We start from the raw sequence: 15,919 nt of genomic DNA on the forward strand, positions 1-15,919 counted from the left end.
CACTCCGATGACTGCAGACCTGGGGCCGCGGCCCCGGACCGGACGACCGGGCGGCGCGAGGGGGGCGCGGCTGCTGGTCGTCGACACGAGAGGCGACGACCGGCTCGTCTGCGAGCTGGCCGAGCTCGGCGTCGAGGCGACCGTGACCGGCACGACGGCCGACGCGCTCGTCCTGCTCGGCCGGCTCGACCCGCACGTCGTGGTCGTGGCGCCGTCGGTCCCCGGACCGCTGGACGCCGCCGAGCTGGTGGCGACGGTGCGCGCGCACTCCGCCGCGCTCGTCGTCGCTGCCCTCGACGTGCTCGACGGCCCCGACGCCGGCCCGCTGCTCGTGGCGGGCGCGGGCGCCGCGGTCACCCGGCCCTACACGGCCGCGAGCCTGTGCGAGGTGCTGGCGCGTTTCGCCCCGGGCCTCGCCGACGGGACGACCGGCGGCGGGCGGGTGTCCTACGGCCCGCTGGAGGTCGACCCCGACACCTACGCGGTGGTCGTCCACGGCACCCGCGCGCCCGACCTGCCGGGCAAGGAGTTCGAGCTGCTGCACGCGCTCCTGCGGCGCGCGCCCGGCGTCGTTGGCAACGACGAGCTGCGCGCGTCGCTGTGGGGGAGCGAGGGAGTGGGGCCGAGCGACAACACCATCGCGGTGCACGTCGCCCGGCTGCGCCACCGACTCGAGGGCGTGGCCCGGATCCGGCGGCTGCGGGGACGCGGCTACGCGCTCACGCTGGACTGACCCGACCGCCCGACCGGCTCAGGCGCCCGCCATCACCCCGACCCGCTCGGGGGCGAAGCCGGGGAAGACGGCCGCCGTCGAGGAGCCGGTACGCCGCGTCACGACCTCGGCGAGCACCGAGCGGTAGTCGGTGGTGACCTCCAGGTCGGCGTCGCCGGAGACGGTCAGCCCGGGCCAGCGGCCGTGGTAACCGCCCTTGACCCCGGCGCCCGCGAGCAGCACGACGTTGCCCCAGCCGTGGTCGAGGCCCTTCTCGGCGTTCTCGACCGTCCGGCGGCCGAACTCGCTGACCGTCACCAGCGTGACCCGGTCGGCCAGCGGGCCGAGGTCGGCGAAGAACGCCGCGACCGCCTGGGCCAGCGAGCGGGCGTTGTTGAACAGCCAGCCGCCGGTCGAGGAGCCGATGTCGGTGTGCATGTCCCAGTCGCCGTGGTCGACGGTGAACACCGAGGAACCGACGTCGGCGCGGACGGTGCGGGCGACCGTGGCCAGCGCCCGGCCGAGGTCGGTCGAGGGGTAGGCCTTGGCCGGGTCGGCCGACTCGCGCACCGGCGCGAAGCGGGCCACCGCGTCGAGCGCCGACCGCATGCCCGGGCCGAGGCCGGTGGTGCGCCCGCCCCACATCCGCTCCAGCGAGGCGATCCGCCTGTCGGTGGCGGTCGGCGTCGCTGCGCCGGCGACCTTGATGCTGCCGACGTTCGACGACATCGCCATCGTCGGCTGGTCGCCGACCATCGCGGTGGGGCGGGTGCCGATGCTCAGGCCCTGCAGCGGCGAGGTGTCGGCGTCGGTGCCGAGCAGGCGGTTGAGCCAGCCCGAGCGGGTGCGCGACCCGGGCGCGGCCTCCTCGACCTCCTCCATCGCCGAGAAGTGCGAGCGGTTGGGCGCGGGCAGGCCGGCGGCGTGGACCGCGGCCATCCGGCCCGAGGACCACAGCGGCACCAGCGGCTCGAGGGCCGGGTGCAGCCCGAACATCGCGTCGGCCTCGAGCAGCCGCTCGGCGGGGACGCCGATCCGCGGCCGGGCCTGGTAGTAGGCCGGGTCGCCGTGCGGGACGACGAGCGACAGGCCGTCGGCCGCGCCCCGCAGCGACACGACGACCAGCGCCCAGGGCGCGGCACCCGGCTCGGCGGCCGCCGCGGGCGCCGAGGAGAGGACCGTCGAGCCGAACGTGGTCGTCGCGGCACCCACGAGCGCCGCGCCGCCGAGGAAGGAGCGCCGGCCGAGCCGCGCGGCGGCGTACTCCTCGCAGCAGGGGGCGGGGGTGGGGGTCGTCATCGCGGGCCTCACCGGGAGTAGTGGTCGGGGGAGTCGAGGAGGGTGGCCAGCACCTTGGGCACGTGATGCTTCACGAGCGCGTGCTCGGCGGTGACCACCTCGCCGGCGGGGTAGCCGGTCGCGAGCGCGCACGCCTCGACGAGGTACGCCGGCGCCGGCTTGCCCAGCACGATCCGGCTGACGTGGTCGACGAGCTCCTGCAGCGTGACCGGCAGCGGCGGCAGGTAGTCCGCGGTGGCGCGGTGCACGAGCTCCTTGCTCGGCCAGCTCTGGTGCGCCATCGACCAGTGCAGGTCGACCGAGGCCAGCACCCGCAGCGGGGAGGACCAGGCGGCGTTCGTCGTGGGCGCGCCGTCCGGGCGCGGCCAGGTGCCGGTCGTGAGGCCGAGCGCGCCGGTCGAGCCGAGCATCGCGGCGGTCGCGGACTGGCTGCTGACGGGCGGGAGCAACCGGACGCCGAGCGCGCGGTAGGTCGCGACGACGTCCTCGGAGGGGTCGCGCAGCTTCGCACCGGCGGCCGCTCGGAAGGCGGGGGAGCGGACCAGGGCGCGGAGCACCGGCACGATCGCGGTGTCGTGCTCGAGGTAGGTCCGGGCGAGCAGCCGGACGAGCGCGGCCGGCGGGTCGTCGCTGACGAACGTCACGGCCAGCTTCCGCGCGAGGTGCGCGGCGGTGTCGGGGTGGTGCGCGAGGTGGGTGAGGTAGCGGCGGGTGAGCGCCCGGCCGTCGCGGGAGGGGTTCGGGTCGCGGAACGTGCCCACGCGGACCGGCCCGGTGCTGTGGTGCTCGGGGACGTACATCGCCTGCCAGGTGTCGTTGGTGTCCACGTGCCAGCCGGTGAGGATCCGCGCGGAGTCCTTGACGTCGTCCTCGGTGTAGCGCCCGACGCCGACCGTGAACAGCTCGAGCAGCTCGCGGCCGAGGTTCTCGTTCGGCGCCTCGGCGGTGGACCGGGCGGCGTCGAGGTGCAGCAGCATCGCCGGGTGGGTGACCGCCGCGACGAGCATCCGGTCGAACCGACCCAGCGCGTGCTGCCGCACCAGCGCGCCGTACCGCGCCCGCCAGGTGAAGTGGCCGTCGGAGGTGACCGGCACGTGCAGGTGGTTCTCCCAGAACCCGGTCACCACCTCCAGCACCTGGCGGGTGCTGGTGTGCCGCCGCGCCAGCAGCCACGAGCCGTAGTCGCGCATGACGTCCCAGCCGCCACGCACGCCCTTGACCTGCCGGGTCCACAGCTCCAGCGGCGTCAGCGACAGGTCGGGCCACCAGGCGGCGAGCGCGTCGCCCGCGGGGTCGGCGACCCGCGCCGGACGCAGCTGCTCCTCGAACCACGCCAGGTGGCCCTTGCGGCGGACCGCGGTGGTCAGCGCGGGCGTCACGCCGTGGCTGAACCGCGAGACCAGGTGGTGCGCCGCCGGCTCCAGCACGGGCAGCGGCGCGTACGCCGCGGCGCGGCGTGCATGCTCGGACACTCGATTTCCCTCCCGGACGGAAATCCCCCGCGGGAAGTGTGCGGCCCGACCGCCGCCGTTCGTGGTGACTTCACCGAACCGTGACCGTTCGGCCACCGGCGACCGGTCGGGTCGGGTCATGACCTCTCGGACCCGCGTCCTCGCGCTGCTCTCCTCCGCCGTCCTGCCCGTCCTCGTCCCCGCCCTCGTCGCCCCCGCGCTCGTCGCGCCGGCCGAGGCCCGGCCCGGCAATCCCTCGCCCGGCAAGCAGGCCGAGCCGATCGTCGTGGGCCACCGCGGCGCGTCGGGCTACCGGCCCGAGCACACGCTCGCGGCGTACCGCCTCGCCGTGCAGCTCGGCGCCGACTACATCGAGCCCGACCTGGTGTCGACCAAGGACGGCGTCCTGGTGGCGCGCCACGAGAACGAGATCTCCGGGACCACCGACGTCGCCGACCACCCCGAGTTCGCGGACCGGCGCACCACGAAGACGATCGACGGCCGCGCTGTCACCGGCTGGTTCACCGAGGACTTCACCCTCGCCGAGCTCAAGACGCTGCGCGCGAAGGAGCGGCTGCCGCAGGTCCGGCCGGACAACACCCGCTACGACGGGCGGTTCGAGGTGCCGACCTTCGCCGAGGTCCTCGAGCTGGTGGCGCGGCTGGAGAAGGAGACCGGCAGGACCATCGGTGTCGCGCCGGAGACCAAGCACCCGACGTACTTCGACTCCATCGGGCTGTCGCTGGAGGAGCCGCTGGTGCGGCTGCTGCGCAAGCACGACCTCGACGGCCGCCGCGCGAAGGTGCTGCTGCAGTCCTTCGAGACCGGCAACCTGCGCGAGCTCGACCGGATGGTCGACGCGCCCATCGAGCAGCTCGTCGACGCCGCCGGCGGCCCCTACGACCTGGCCGCCTCCGGCACGACGTACCGCCAGATGGTGACGCCGGCGGGCCTGCGGCAGGTCGCGCGGTACGCCGACTGGCTGGGCCCCAACAAGGACCTCGTCCTCCCGCGGGACGCCGCCGGGGCGCTCACCGGCCCGAGCACGCTGGTCGCCGACGCGCACCGCGCCGGCCTGCGGGTCGTGGTGTTCACGGTCCGCGACGAGAACCAGTTCATGGCCACCGACTTCCGCCGCGGCACCAGCCCGACCGCGAAGGGCGACGTGCGGGCCGAGCTGCTCGCGCTCTTCGAGGCCGGTGTCGACGGCGTCTTCGCCGACCACCCCGACTCCGCGGTCGACGCGCGCGAGGAGTGGCTCTCCTGATCCGTCGGCGGCGCGCGGCATGATCGCTGCATGCTCGGGCGCTGGCTGACCCCCCTCTCGACCGTCCTCTCGATGCTCGTCACGACGCTGGTCGCCGCCGTGGCCGGTCTCGCGGTGGTGGGACCCGCCGGTCCCGCCGCCGCGGCCGACCCGCTGCCCACGACGCTGACGATCACCGCGCCCGCGCGGTACGCCGACCGGCCGACCGACGTGGTCGCCACGCTGACCACCAGCGCCGACGGTGCGCCGGTCGCCGGGGTCCCCGTGCTGCTCGAGCGGTACGTCGGCGGCACCTGGACCACGCTGGCCACACCGGTCACCGACGAGGCCGGCAGCGTCGTGGTGGAGGCGGTGCTGGCTCGGAGCAGGCCGGACAACGTGTTCCGGGCGAGCTTCGCCGGCGACGCGACGTACGCCGCCTCGGGCTCGCCGGCGTACCAGGCGCCGCTGCTCAAGCGGACCAGCCGCGTGCGCGTCGAGGGCCCGGAGCGCGTGGCCGACGGCGAGCAGGTGCGGCTGCGGGTCGTGTGGCGCACCGGCGCCGGCGAGCCCGTCCCGGGGAAGGTCGCGCTGCAGCGGAAGGTGCGCGGCGGACCCTGGCGGCTGCACCGGGAGGTCATCACGCGCCGCGACGGGCGGACGGAGGTCGTGGTGCGCCCGCGCGTCGACACCGCCTGGCGCGCGGTGGCGCGCGGGAACGCCTGGACCGAGCGGGGGACCAGCCCCGTGCACCGCGTGGACAACGTTCCCCCGGGCGAGCGCGTCGTGCTCCCGGCGGGTGCGCCCCGGCCCCGGGTGCCGCTGCCGCCGCAGCCGCGGGCGACCGGCGTCGGCCCGCAGCTGCAGGTCACTCGCATCCCCGACGGCGTGTGGCGCTCGATGGTCGGCCGCAGCTGGCACCCCGGCTGCCCGGTCGGGCGCGCCGGGCTCCGCCTGGTCCGGGTCAACTACTTCGGCTACGACGGCTACCGGTACCGCGGCGAGGTCGTCGCCGCCGCGTCCGCCGCCGGCCGGATCGGCGGGGCGCTCGCCGCCATGCACGAGCGGCGGTTCCCGATCCGCTCGATGTACCGCGTCGACCGGTTCGGGTGGTCGGGCCGCCTCCAGGGCGCCGACGACTACCGCTCGATGGCGGCGGGGAACACCTCCGCGTTCAACTGCCGCTGGGTCGTGGGCCGGCCCGGGGTCCGCTCGCCGCACTCCTATGGCCGCTCCCTGGACGTCAACCCGTGGGAGAACCCCTACCGCGCCTCGCACGGCTGGACGCCCAACAGCTGGTGGGTCGGCCGCAGCCACCCCCGCGTCGCCTGGCGCTCACGCGACCACGCGGTCGTGCGGCTGATGGCCGCCCACGGCCTGCGCTGGACCTACGGGACCTTCGACGCCCACCACTTCGACGCGCGGACCGCCAGTGGGCGGGCCCTGCCCGGTCCGGTCGCCCGCGCCTGCGGCACCGTGGTCTGCCACTGATGCCCGCCGCTGCGGGTGCCGGCGGCGCGTGCGTCTTCTGCGCGATCGTCGCGGGGGACGCCGAGGCCGACCGGGTGCTGGAGGACGAGGACTTCGTCGCGTTCCTCGACCAGCGGCCGGTCTTCAAGGGGCACGTGCTGCTCGTCCCGCGCACGCACGTCGTCACGCTGCCGGACCTGCCCGGCCCGCTGCGCGACCCGTTCCTGGCGCACGCCCAGCGGCTCGCCACCGCCGTGGTCGACGCGCTCGGGGCGCAGGGGTCCTTCGTGGCCATGAACAACGTGGTGAGCCAGTCCGTGCCGCACCTGCACCTGCACGTCGTGCCGCGCACGAAGGGCGACGGCCTGCGCGGGTTCTTCTGGCCGCGGCACCGCTACGAGGACCCGGCCGAGCGGACGGCGTACGCCGCCAGGCTGCGTGCGGCCCTGTCGTGACCGCCCCGTGACCCTGTCGTAGCGTGTGGCCTCGTCCACCACGGACACCAGCGGACACCAGCCACCGAGCAACAGGAGTGCAGACATGGGTCGATTCGACGGGCGCGTCGCCGTCGTCACCGGAGCCGCCCGCGGGATCGGGTTCGGCACCGCCACCCGCTTCGCCGAGGAGGGCGCGTCGGTCGCGATCATCGACCTCGACGAGTCCGCCGCCGCGGAGGCGGCCGGGAGGCTCCCGCTGGTCGACGGCGCGAAGGCGGTGGGCATCGGTGCCGACGTCAGCAACGGCGAGTCCGTCGACGCCGCGGTCGAGCGGGTCGTCACCGAGCTCGGTGGCATCCACATCCTGGTGAACAACGCCGGCATCACGCGCGACAACCTGCTGTTCAAGATGACCGAGCAGGACTGGGACCTGGTCATGGGCGTGCACCTCAAGGGCGCCTTCCTCATGACCAAGGCCGCCCAGAAGCACTTCGTGGAGCAGAAGTACGGCAAGATCGTGAACCTCTCGAGCGTCTCCGCGCTGGGCAACCGCGGCCAGGCCAACTACTCGGCGGCGAAGATGGGCGTGCAGGGCTTCACCCGCACCCTCGGCATCGAGCTCGGCCCGTTCGGCATCAACGCGAACGCGATCGCGCCCGGCTTCATCGCCACCGAGATGACCGACGCCACCGCCGCACGGCTGAAGATGGACGTCGAGGAGTTCCGCAAGCTCAACGCCGAGGCCAACCCGGTCCGCCGGGTCGGGTTCCCCGAGGACATCGCGGCCGCGGTCGCGTTCCTCGCCAGCGACGAGGCCTCCTACATCACCGGCCAGACGCTGTACGTCGACGGCGGCGCCAAGCTCGGCTGACCGGCCACCGGCGGGGAGGGCCTCCCGCGTGTGACGGCCCTCCCCACCCTGGCGCGCCTCCGCGCTCGCCGCGCCGACGCATCGCACACTGGACTCGTCGGCCTTAGTCGACCGATCCACTAGTCAATCCACACCTGCATTGGAGCCCGCCGTGCGCCGCACCCGGACCCGCGCCCTCGTCACCAGCCTCGCCGCGACCGCCCTCGTCCTCTCCGCCTGCGGCGGGGACGACGGCTCGGAGGGGGAGGGCGGCGCCGACCCGCAGGCCACCAGCGCCGGCTCCACCCTCGCCTCGACCTGGCCGCTGACCGGCCTGCCGGTCAAGGGCGACGACTCCGCCACTCAGGACCACCCCGTGCTGGTGCTGAAGATGGACAACACCTCCTCCAGCGCCCCGCAGGTCGGCCTCGGCTCCGCCGACCTCGTCGTCGAGGAGCTCGTCGAGGGCGGCATGACCCGGCTCGCGGCGTTCTTCTACTCCAAGATCCCCAGCGACGCCGGCCCGGTCCGCTCGATGCGCGCCAGCGACATCGGCATCGTCAGCCCCGTCGACGCCGCGATGGTCACCAGCGGCGCCGCGCCGATCACGATCAAGCGCATCAACGGCGCGGGGATCGAGTTCTTCGGCGAGGGTGCGAAGGGCTTCTACCGCGCGAGCGGCCGCAGCGCGCCGTACAACCTGTTCACCGACATGACCGCGACCGCCACCCTGACGAAGGGCGGCGACCGCCCGGCCGACTACCTCGCCTGGGGGGAGGCGGCCGACCTGCCGAAGGGCAAGCCGGCCAGCCGGCTGGCCGCGAGCTTCGGCGGCAGCCACACCACCACCTGGGCCTTCCGTGACGGCGGCTACGTCAACGAGGGGACCTACGCCGCCGAGGGCGACGAGTTCCCGGCCGACTCCGTCCTGGTGCTCCGCGTGGAGGTCGGCGACGCCGGCTACCGCGACCCGGCCGGCAACCCGGTCCCCGAGACCAAGCTCGAGGGCACCGGCGAGGCGATGCTCTTCCACGACGGCCGGGTGGTCCGCGGCACGTGGTCGAAGAAGAGCCTCGACGCACCCATCGAGCTGTCCACGAAGCAGGGCGAGCTGAAGGTGCCCGCCGGGCGCACCTGGATCGAGCTGGTCCCGCGCGAGGCAGGCACCGTCACCGTCAGCCGCTGACCCACCCGGCCCGACCCGGCCGGCCCGCGAGTCGTCTCCGGCCCTCCCTCAGCTGGTCTCCGCGGCGTCGCCGCCGGCACCGACCGCGGTGCCGCCGGGGAGGGGTACGTCGGCGTCGGCGAGCGCCTGGAACCCCTGGAGGATGAAGGCGATCGCGGTCTCGACCCGCTCGGCCGCCGCGATCGGGTCCTCGGAGCTCGACACGGACTCACCGGCCGAGGACATCGCGCCGAAGAAGATCCGCGCGAAGGTCTGCAGCATGTCCTCCTCGAGCTCCCACGTGCCGGCGTTGAGCACGGCGCGGACGATGTCGAGGACGTTGGCGAAGGTCGAGCGCTCCTCCTGCTCGCGGAAGCGCTCGTAGCCGAGGACCGACGGGCCCTCCTGGATAACGATGCGGCGGTAGCGCGGCTCCTGCACGACCGCGAGGAACGCCTGCAGGCCGGCCAGCGCCTTCTCCCAGGGGTCCTTCTTGCCGCGCAGCGCCTTCTGGATCGCGCGCGAGGCGTCGGACTCGACCCGCTCGAAGACCGCCTCGAAGAGCGCCTGCTTGCCGCTGAAGTGGTGGTAGAGCGCGCCCTTGGTCACCCGCGCGCCGGCGACGATCGTGTCGAGCGACGCCGCGGCGTACCCCAGGTCGGTGAAGAGCTCCTCGGCCACGTCGACCAGCGCCCGCTTGGTGGAGGCGGAGTACTGCTGGCGGCGGCTGGCGCCCGAGACCCCGGGCACGCCCGGGACCTTCGGCACCAGCTTGGAGACGCTCGGCTTCGGTGGCATCCCGGCAGTTTAGGACCGACCGTCGGTACGGGTGTCGCGGATCACCCGCCACTGCGTTGCATACCGTGAGTATGGCTCCGTACTCTGGGTACGTACTCACGGTATGTGAGTGCCCCGAGGAGGAGCTGACCATGACCTGGACTTCCTTTCACAACCGCGGAGAGATCCTGCGCTCCGTCATCCGAGCCGCCGACCACCGCCGCGACGGCGTCCTGCCGATGGACCTGACCGGCGTCCGCGAGACCTTCGGCGACGAGCTGTCGCTCTATGGGGCCCTGTCCCTGCGCTGGCACACCCGCCTGGCCGGCCGCATCGAGCGCGAGCTGATGCACCAGCCCCTGGACCTCGAGGGCGCCGTCATCACGGCGTGGCGCTCGATGGCCGAGGAGATGCCGGGCACCCGGGCCATCCTCGACCACTACCGCGAGCACCCGGTCGACGACGCGATGGCCCAGGCCATCGCCAAGGCGACCCGCAAGGAGCACATCCTGCTCGCCGTCATGGCCGGTCGCGCGAGCGTCCACGACACCCGCGGTGCCGCCCTCGCGGCGGCCACCGGCGCCCGCATCGAGCAGCGCGCGCGGACCCTCGGCGCCGCGATCGCCGCAGCCCGGTCCTCGAGCGAGGCGCGGCACGCCGGTCTCCGGCCGGCCCTGCGCCAGCGCCTCGGCCGCCTCCGCGCAGCCCTCGCCGCCTGACCGGTCCCGCACCGGCCAGGCGCCCTGGTCTGACGGCCCCGGCCCCGACGCACCCTCCCCGCGGTCCACGCCGCACCCTCCCTCGCGTCGGGCCGGGGCCGTCATGCGTCCCGCCGCGTGCCCGCACGTGCGCCATAGTGGCCTCGTGAGCGAGCTGCGGGCGGGGATGTTGCTGGTGGCCGCACCGGCCCTGCTCGATCCGAACTTCGCGGACTCGGTCGTCCTCCTCCTCGACGTCGACGACGGCGGCGCGCTCGGCGTGGTGCTCAACCGGCCCTCGCCGGTCGCCGTCTCGGAGGTCCTCGGCGGGTGGGCCGAGGTCGTCGCCGAGCCGGAGGTCCTCTTCCAGGGCGGTCCCGTGGGCGCCGAGGGGGCGCTGGCGGTGGCGATGCTGAGCGACGCCGACGACGCGCCGGTCGGCTTCCGCCCCGTCGAGGGGCGCCTCGGCCTGCTGGACCTCGACACCCCCGTGGAGCTCGTCGAGGGCACGCTGCAGGGGCTGCGCATCTTCGCCGGGTACGCCGGGTGGGGCGCGGGCCAGCTCGAGGCCGAGGTCGACGAGGGCAGCTGGTACGTCGTGCCCGGCGAGGCCGGCGACGTCTTCCGGCTCGACCCGACCGACCTGTGGCGCGACGTCATGCGCCGCCAGCCGGGCGAGCTGGCCTGGCACGCCACGCGACCGGTCGACCCCGACCTGAACTGAGCGCGAGGTCGCCCACGACTGACCGCGATGGGGGTGACCTGACGTAGGCTGGCACCGTGAGCCAGATCGGATTCGGGACCGGCACCGCCGTCGACGAGAGGGTCCGCGAGGACCGTCACACCGTCCCCACCGACGACGGTGACCACGAGCGGTTCTCGCACTACGTCGAGAAGGACAAGCTCACCGAGGCGATGGTGATGGGCACCCCCGTCGTCGCCCTGTGCGGCAAGGTCTGGGTGCCGAGCCGCGCGCCGGAGAAGTTCCCGGTCTGTCCCGAGTGCAAGGAAGCCTGGGAGAGCATGCGCGACGACTCGGACGACGAGTGAGCGGACGGCAGGACCGCCCGACCGCCCGCCAGACCAGCAGCACCGCGACCGACGACCCCACGCTGACGCCCGCGCTCAGCCCGGCCTGGCCGGAGCGGGCGGCCTGGGGCACGGCGCCCTCGCTGCGCGCGTGGCAGCAGGCGGCGATGAGCAAGTACTTCGCCGAGCAGCCCCGCGACTTCCTCGCGGTGGCGACCCCCGGCGCGGGCAAGACGACCTTCGCGCTCTCGGTGGCCGCCGAGCTGCTTGGCCGGCGCATCGTCGACCGGATCATCGTGGTCGCGCCGACCGAGCACCTCAAGCTCCAGTGGGCCGAGGCCGCCGCCCGTGCGGGGATCCCCATCGACCCGACGTACTCCGCCGGCAAGGGCAAGACGTCCGGTGACTTCGTCGGGGTCGCGGTGACGTACGCCGGCGTCGCGGTCAACCCGCTGGCCATGCGGATCCGCGCGGAGCGGTTCAAGACGCTGGTCATCCTCGACGAGGTCCACCACGCCGGCGACGCGCTGTCGTGGGGCGAGGGCGTCCGCGAGGCGTTCGAGCCCGCGGCCCGGCGGCTGGCGCTGACCGGCACGCCGTTCCGCTCCGACATCAACCCGATCCCGTTCGTCACCTACGCGCCCGGGCCCGACGGCGTGCCGCGCTCGGTGGCCGACTACACCTACGGCTACGCCCACGCCCTGTCCGACCACGTGGTCCGGCCGGTGCTGTTCATGGCCTACTCCGGTGACATGCAGTGGCGCACCCGCGCCGGCGACGAGGTGTCCGCGCGGCTCGGCGAGCCGCTGACCAAGGACCTGACCAACCAGGCGCTGCGCACCGCGCTCGACCCCACCGGCTCGTGGATGCCGTCGGTGCTCGCCGCGGCCGACAAGAGGCTCTCGGAGGTACGTCGCCACGTCCCCGACGCCGGCGGCCTGGTCATCGCCACCGACCAGGACAGCGCCCGCGCCTACGCCAAGCTGCTCAAGCAGATCAGCGGCGAGTCGCCGACCGTCGTGCTGTCCGACGAGAAGCTGGCCTCGAAGAAGATCTCGGCGTTCACCGACAGCGAGGACCGGTGGATGGTCGCGGTCCGGATGGTCTCCGAGGGCGTCGACGTCCCGCGGCTGGCCGTCGGGGTCTACGCGACCACGACCTCGACGCCGCTGTTCTTCGCCCAGGCCGTCGGCCGCTTCGTGCGCGCCCGGGCCCGCGGCGAGACCGCGTCGGTGTTCCTGCCCTCGGTGCCCTCGCTCCTCGGCTTCGCCTCGGAGATGGAGGTCGAGCGCGACCACGTCCTGGGCCGCAAGGTCACCGACGAGGGCGACATCTTCGCCGCCGAGGACGAGCTGCTCGCCCGCGCCAACGAGAGCGAGGCCGCCTCGGCCGAGCTCGAGATGTCGTTCGAGGCGCTCGGGTCCGAGGCCCGCTTCGACCGGGTCCTCTTCGACGGCGGCGAGTGGGGCCACGCGGGCGAGGTGCACGTCGGCTCCGAGGAGGAGATGGACTTCCTCGGCATCCCCGGCCTGCTCGAGCCCGACCAGATGCGCGAGCTGCTGCGCCAGCGGCAGAGCGACCGGGCCCGCAAGCAGAAGGCGGTCGCCACCCCGGCGGAGGCCGCGGGGGACTCGGTGGCGCAGCTGAGCACCCACGAGCAGCTGGCGGTGCTCCGCCGCGAGCTCAACGGGCTCGTCGCCGCCTGGCACCACCGCACCGGCCAGGCGCACGGCATCACCCACGCCGCGCTGCGCAAGGAGTGCGGCGGGCCCGCCGCCGCCGTCGCCAACGCCGAGCAGCTGCACGCCCGGATCGACCGCATCCGCGAGTGGGCGGCGACGCGCAAGTCGTCCTGAGGCCTCTCCGGTCGCCGGTGCTCGGTCGCTGGCCGGGCGGTCGCCAGGGCCGCTCGCTGGCCGGGCGGTCGCCGGTGCTCGTTCGCTGGCCGGGCGGTCGCCGGGGCCGGTCACTGGCCGGGCTGTCACAATCGCGCAATTGAACGGTTGTGACGTGTGCAAGCGCTTGCATCGTGTCGCAATCGTTCAATTGAACGATTGTTGCGCCACGGACCGCCCCGGACTGCGCAGTCCCCGCGACTCGTCTGCGACGAGAGGCGGGTGTCCCTAGGGTGGGAACGTGCCGGCGGAGACCTCCCAGACGCTCGACCGGGGCCTGCGCCTGCTCGGGCTGCTCGCGGCCGCGCCGGACGGGCTCACGGTGACCGAGGCGGCCACCCGTCTGGACGTGCCGCGCACCGTGGCGTACCGCCTCGTGAGCACCCTCGAGCAGCACGCCCTCCTGCGCCGCGACGGCCGCGGCCGGCTCCACGTCGGGCTCGGCGTCCTGCACCTGGCCTCGGCCGTCCAGCCGGTGCTGCGCGACCTCGCCGCGCCGGTGCTGCGCTCGCTCGCCGAGGCGGTCGGCTGCACCGCGCACCTGACCGTCGCCGAGGGGGAGGAGGCGCTGGCGCTCGCGGTGGTGGAGCCGTCGTGGACGGACTTCCACGTGGGCTACCGGATCGGCTCGCGGCACCCGCTCGGGCAGGGCGCGGCCGGCCGGGCGATCTTGCTCGGCCGCGACCGCGACCCCGAACGGGCCCCCTGGTGCGCCACCTCGGGGGAGCTCCAGGCCGGTGCTCGCGGGCTGGCCGCGCCGGTGCTCGGCGTCGACGGGCTCGAGGCCAGCGTCGGCATCGTCACCCTCGGCGACCTCGACGCCGGCCGGGTCGGCCCCCGCGTGGTCGACGCCGCCCGCGAGGTGGCCGAGCGGCTGCGGGCGGACTGAACTGGGCGACCGGCTCGACGTTTCATCGGCCGGCCGATAAATCTCCCGGTTGGCCGATGAAGCTTCAGCGTCCGAGCGCCAGGTTCATCGGCCGGCCGATGAACCTTCCGCCCGCCCGGCCGCCGCCAGCGCGAGCGGCAGCGTCCGGTACGCCACCTGGGTGGCCAGCGCGATGGTCGTCGAGCAGCGGACGACGGCGTCGGAGGCGAGCACGGCGTCGATGACCCGCTGGAGGTCGGTGTTGGACCGGGCGACCACGCGGGCCACCAGGTCGCCGCCTCCGGTCGTGGTGTGCGCCTCGAGCACTTCCGGGATCGTGGCGAGGTGCGCGGCGACGGCGTCGTGGCCGCCGGCCGTCGAGGCGCCGGACGGCGCCTGCTGGATCTCCAGGCTCAGGAACGCGGTGACTGGGTAGCCCAGCGCCGCCGGGTCGAGCTCGGGCCCCCACCCGGTCACCACGCCGCGCGCGACCAGCCGGTCGAGCCGCGCTTGCACCGTGCCGCGCGCGACGCCGAGCCGCCGCGACGCCTCGAGCACGCCCACCCGGGGCTCGTCGCGCAGCAGGGCGAGCAACCTGCCGTCCAGCTCGTCCACCGTTGCCCCTCCGACTGGTCAACCTGTCCAGCACCCCGGGTCACCATTGCACAAGTTGCGGGACCCGGGCCACGCTGCGCGCCATGACGACCACCCAGGACAGCCCCACCACCGGCGGCGCCCTCACCGCCGACGAGCTCAAGGCCGACCTCACCCTCGACCAGCTGCGCGAGCTCGTCGGGCTGGTCGAGTACGACGCGAGCCGCGACCCGTTCCCCGTCACCGCGATGGACGCGATCGGCTTCGTCGTCGGCAACGCGACCCAGGCCGCGGCGTTCTACCAGCTCGCGTTCGGCATGGACCTCGAGGCCTACCGCGGCCCCGAGACCGGCTGCCGGGACACGAAGTCCTACGTGCTCCGCTCGGGCAGCGCCCGCTTCGTGCTGACCGGTGGCGTGACGCCCGACAGCCCCGTGCTCGACCACCACCGGCGGCACGGCGACGGGGTCGTCGACCTCGCGCTGGAGGTGCCCGACGTGGACGCCTGCATCGAGCACGCGCGGGCCTCGGGTGCGACCGTGCTGGTCGAGCCGCACGACGAGTCCGACGAGCACGGCACCGTGCGGACCGCCGCGATCGCGACGTACGGGGAGACCCGCCACACCCTCGTCGACCGCTCGCGGTACGCCGGTCCCTACCTGCCCGGGTACGTCGCGCGCACCTCGACGCTCGTGCGGTCGGAGGGCCACCCGAAGCGACTGTTCCAGGCCGTCGACCACTGCGTCGGCAACGTCGAGCTCGGCCGGATGGACGAGTGGGTGGACTTCTACCACCGGGTGATGGGCTTCGCGAACATGGCGGAGTTCATCGGCGACGACATCGCCACCGACTACTCCGCGCTGATGTCGAAGGTCGTCGCGAGCGGCAACCACCGGGTGAAGTTCCCCCTCAACGAGCCCGCGATCGCCAAGAAGCGCTCGCAGATCGACGAGTACCTCGAGTTCTACGACGGCGCCGGCTGCCAGCACATCGCGCTCGCGACCAACGACATCCTGCGGACCGTCGACATCATGCGGGCCAACGGTGTGGAGTTCCTCGACACCCCCGACTCCTACTACGACGACCCCGAGCTGCGGGCGCGGATCGGGCAGGTGCGGGTGCCGATCGAGGAGCTCAAGGCGCGCCGCATCCTGGTCGACCGGGACGAGGACGGCTACCTCCTCCAGATCTTCACCAAGCCGGTGGGGGACCGGCCGACGGTCTTCTACGAGCTCATCGAGCGGCACGGGTCGCTGGGCTTCGGCAAGGGGAACTTCAAGGCGCTGTTCGAGGCGATCGAGCGTGAGCAGGAGGCCCGCGGCAACCTGTGACGGGTTCACCCGACCGGGTGGTTCTGCCCGGTCAGGTGAATGCCGCGCTCCGGCCGGGGGCATGGGACCGGTGGCGGCAGGGGTGTCCGCCTGTCGA

The 15,919-nt window shown here is 74.1% G+C and carries 16 protein-coding genes; 12 read left to right on the top strand and 4 right to left on the bottom strand.

What is annotated here, in order from left to right:
- Nucleotides 1-7: 7 nt before the first annotated feature.
- Nucleotides 8-733, top strand: a complete 726-nt coding sequence (locus tag QWY28_RS06080) for a response regulator transcription factor (protein ID WP_300951426.1) — start codon at nucleotides 8-10, stop codon at nucleotides 731-733.
- Between the two features lie 18 nt (nucleotides 734-751).
- On the opposite strand, the gene QWY28_RS06085 is transcribed toward QWY28_RS06080, so the two are convergent.
- Nucleotides 752-2,011: a DUF1501 domain-containing protein gene (locus tag QWY28_RS06085; protein ID WP_300951427.1), complete on the bottom strand. Its 1,260-nt coding sequence runs from the start codon at nucleotides 2,009-2,011 to the stop codon at nucleotides 752-754.
- A gap of 8 nt (nucleotides 2,012-2,019) precedes the next feature.
- Nucleotides 2,020-3,483: a DUF1800 domain-containing protein gene (locus QWY28_RS06090; RefSeq protein ID WP_300951428.1), complete on the bottom strand. Its 1,464-nt coding sequence runs from the start codon at nucleotides 3,481-3,483 to the stop codon at nucleotides 2,020-2,022.
- A 118-nt stretch (nucleotides 3,484-3,601) separates the two neighbouring features.
- Here QWY28_RS06090 and QWY28_RS06095 point away from each other — a divergent pair, with 118 nt between their 5' ends.
- From QWY28_RS06095 to QWY28_RS06115, 5 genes are all read left to right on the top strand, one after another.
- On the top strand, nucleotides 3,602-4,729 hold the full coding sequence (locus tag QWY28_RS06095) for a glycerophosphodiester phosphodiesterase (RefSeq protein ID WP_300951429.1): 1,128 nt from the start codon (nucleotides 3,602-3,604) through the stop codon (nucleotides 4,727-4,729).
- A gap of 30 nt (nucleotides 4,730-4,759) precedes the next feature.
- Entirely contained in the window at nucleotides 4,760-6,199 is a 1,440-nt protein-coding gene (locus QWY28_RS06100) for a M15 family metallopeptidase (protein ID WP_300951430.1), read from the top strand.
- Nucleotides 6,199-6,633: an HIT family protein gene (locus QWY28_RS06105; RefSeq protein WP_300951431.1), complete on the top strand. Its 435-nt coding sequence runs from the start codon at nucleotides 6,199-6,201 to the stop codon at nucleotides 6,631-6,633. The genes QWY28_RS06100 and QWY28_RS06105 overlap by 1 nt, the downstream gene beginning before the upstream one ends.
- Before the next feature lie 85 nt (nucleotides 6,634-6,718).
- Complete coding sequence (locus QWY28_RS06110) at nucleotides 6,719-7,486, top strand: SDR family NAD(P)-dependent oxidoreductase (protein WP_300951432.1); 768 nt, start codon at nucleotides 6,719-6,721, stop codon at nucleotides 7,484-7,486.
- A 151-nt stretch (nucleotides 7,487-7,637) separates the two neighbouring features.
- A complete protein-coding gene (locus tag QWY28_RS06115; protein ID WP_300951433.1) occupies nucleotides 7,638-8,651 on the top strand; it encodes a DUF3048 domain-containing protein in 1,014 nt (337 codons plus the stop codon).
- Between the two features lie 48 nt (nucleotides 8,652-8,699).
- On the opposite strand, the gene QWY28_RS06120 is transcribed toward QWY28_RS06115, so the two are convergent.
- Nucleotides 8,700-9,428, bottom strand: a complete 729-nt coding sequence (locus QWY28_RS06120) for a TetR/AcrR family transcriptional regulator (protein WP_300951434.1) — start codon at nucleotides 9,426-9,428, stop codon at nucleotides 8,700-8,702.
- 131 nt (nucleotides 9,429-9,559) lie between these two features.
- Between QWY28_RS06120 and QWY28_RS06125 the strand changes: the two genes are divergently transcribed.
- The 5 genes from QWY28_RS06125 to QWY28_RS06145 all read left to right on the top strand — a co-directional run bounded on the left by QWY28_RS06125 (nucleotide 9,560) and on the right by QWY28_RS06145 (nucleotide 13,918).
- The gene (locus QWY28_RS06125) at nucleotides 9,560-10,126 is read left to right on the top strand and encodes a hypothetical protein (RefSeq protein ID WP_300951435.1); all 567 of its coding nucleotides are present in this window, start codon (nucleotides 9,560-9,562) and stop codon (nucleotides 10,124-10,126) included.
- Between the two features lie 145 nt (nucleotides 10,127-10,271).
- A complete protein-coding gene (locus tag QWY28_RS06130) occupies nucleotides 10,272-10,829 on the top strand; it encodes a YqgE/AlgH family protein (protein ID WP_336622406.1) in 558 nt (185 codons plus the stop codon).
- Nucleotides 10,830-10,885: 56 nt separating this feature from the next.
- Entirely contained in the window at nucleotides 10,886-11,155 is a 270-nt protein-coding gene (locus tag QWY28_RS06135; protein WP_300951437.1) for a DUF3039 domain-containing protein, read from the top strand.
- Nucleotides 11,156-11,301: 146 nt separating this feature from the next.
- On the top strand, nucleotides 11,302-12,990 hold the full coding sequence (locus QWY28_RS06140; protein WP_439117244.1) for a DEAD/DEAH box helicase: 1,689 nt from the start codon (nucleotides 11,302-11,304) through the stop codon (nucleotides 12,988-12,990).
- A 280-nt stretch (nucleotides 12,991-13,270) separates the two neighbouring features.
- On the top strand, nucleotides 13,271-13,918 hold the full coding sequence (locus QWY28_RS06145; RefSeq protein WP_300951438.1) for an IclR family transcriptional regulator: 648 nt from the start codon (nucleotides 13,271-13,273) through the stop codon (nucleotides 13,916-13,918).
- A gap of 84 nt (nucleotides 13,919-14,002) precedes the next feature.
- Here the strand turns inward: QWY28_RS06145 and QWY28_RS06150 are convergent, their stop codons facing one another.
- On the bottom strand, nucleotides 14,003-14,512 hold the full coding sequence (locus tag QWY28_RS06150) for an Lrp/AsnC family transcriptional regulator (protein WP_300951439.1): 510 nt from the start codon (nucleotides 14,510-14,512) through the stop codon (nucleotides 14,003-14,005).
- Between the two features lie 83 nt (nucleotides 14,513-14,595).
- Here QWY28_RS06150 and hppD point away from each other — a divergent pair, with 83 nt between their 5' ends.
- Entirely contained in the window at nucleotides 14,596-15,822 is a 1,227-nt protein-coding gene (hppD, locus tag QWY28_RS06155; protein WP_300951440.1) for a 4-hydroxyphenylpyruvate dioxygenase, read from the top strand.
- Nucleotides 15,823-15,919 lie beyond the last annotated feature (97 nt).

The organism is Nocardioides oceani, from assembly GCF_030412965.1.
GTDB lineage: Bacteria > Actinomycetota > Actinomycetes > Propionibacteriales > Nocardioidaceae > Nocardioides > Nocardioides oceani.

Excerpts from the sequence above, each read along its gene's own strand:
- QWY28_RS06080 (WP_300951426.1), top strand. The coding sequence starts at position 8 with ATGACTGCAGACCTGGGGCCGCGGCCCCGGACCGGACGACCGGGCGGC.
- QWY28_RS06085 (WP_300951427.1), bottom strand. The coding sequence starts at position 2,011 with ATGACGACCCCCACCCCCGCCCCCTGCTGCGAGGAGTACGCCGCCGCG.
- QWY28_RS06095 (WP_300951429.1), top strand. The coding sequence starts at position 3,602 with ATGACCTCTCGGACCCGCGTCCTCGCGCTGCTCTCCTCCGCCGTCCTG.
- QWY28_RS06100 (WP_300951430.1), top strand. The coding sequence starts at position 4,760 with ATGCTCGGGCGCTGGCTGACCCCCCTCTCGACCGTCCTCTCGATGCTC.
- QWY28_RS06105 (WP_300951431.1), top strand. The coding sequence starts at position 6,199 with ATGCCCGCCGCTGCGGGTGCCGGCGGCGCGTGCGTCTTCTGCGCGATC.
- QWY28_RS06110 (WP_300951432.1), top strand. The coding sequence starts at position 6,719 with ATGGGTCGATTCGACGGGCGCGTCGCCGTCGTCACCGGAGCCGCCCGC.
- QWY28_RS06120 (WP_300951434.1), bottom strand. The coding sequence starts at position 9,428 with ATGCCACCGAAGCCGAGCGTCTCCAAGCTGGTGCCGAAGGTCCCGGGC.
- QWY28_RS06125 (WP_300951435.1), top strand. The coding sequence starts at position 9,560 with ATGACCTGGACTTCCTTTCACAACCGCGGAGAGATCCTGCGCTCCGTC.
- QWY28_RS06140 (WP_439117244.1), top strand. The coding sequence starts at position 11,302 with ATGAGCAAGTACTTCGCCGAGCAGCCCCGCGACTTCCTCGCGGTGGCG.
- hppD (WP_300951440.1), top strand. The coding sequence starts at position 14,596 with ATGACGACCACCCAGGACAGCCCCACCACCGGCGGCGCCCTCACCGCC.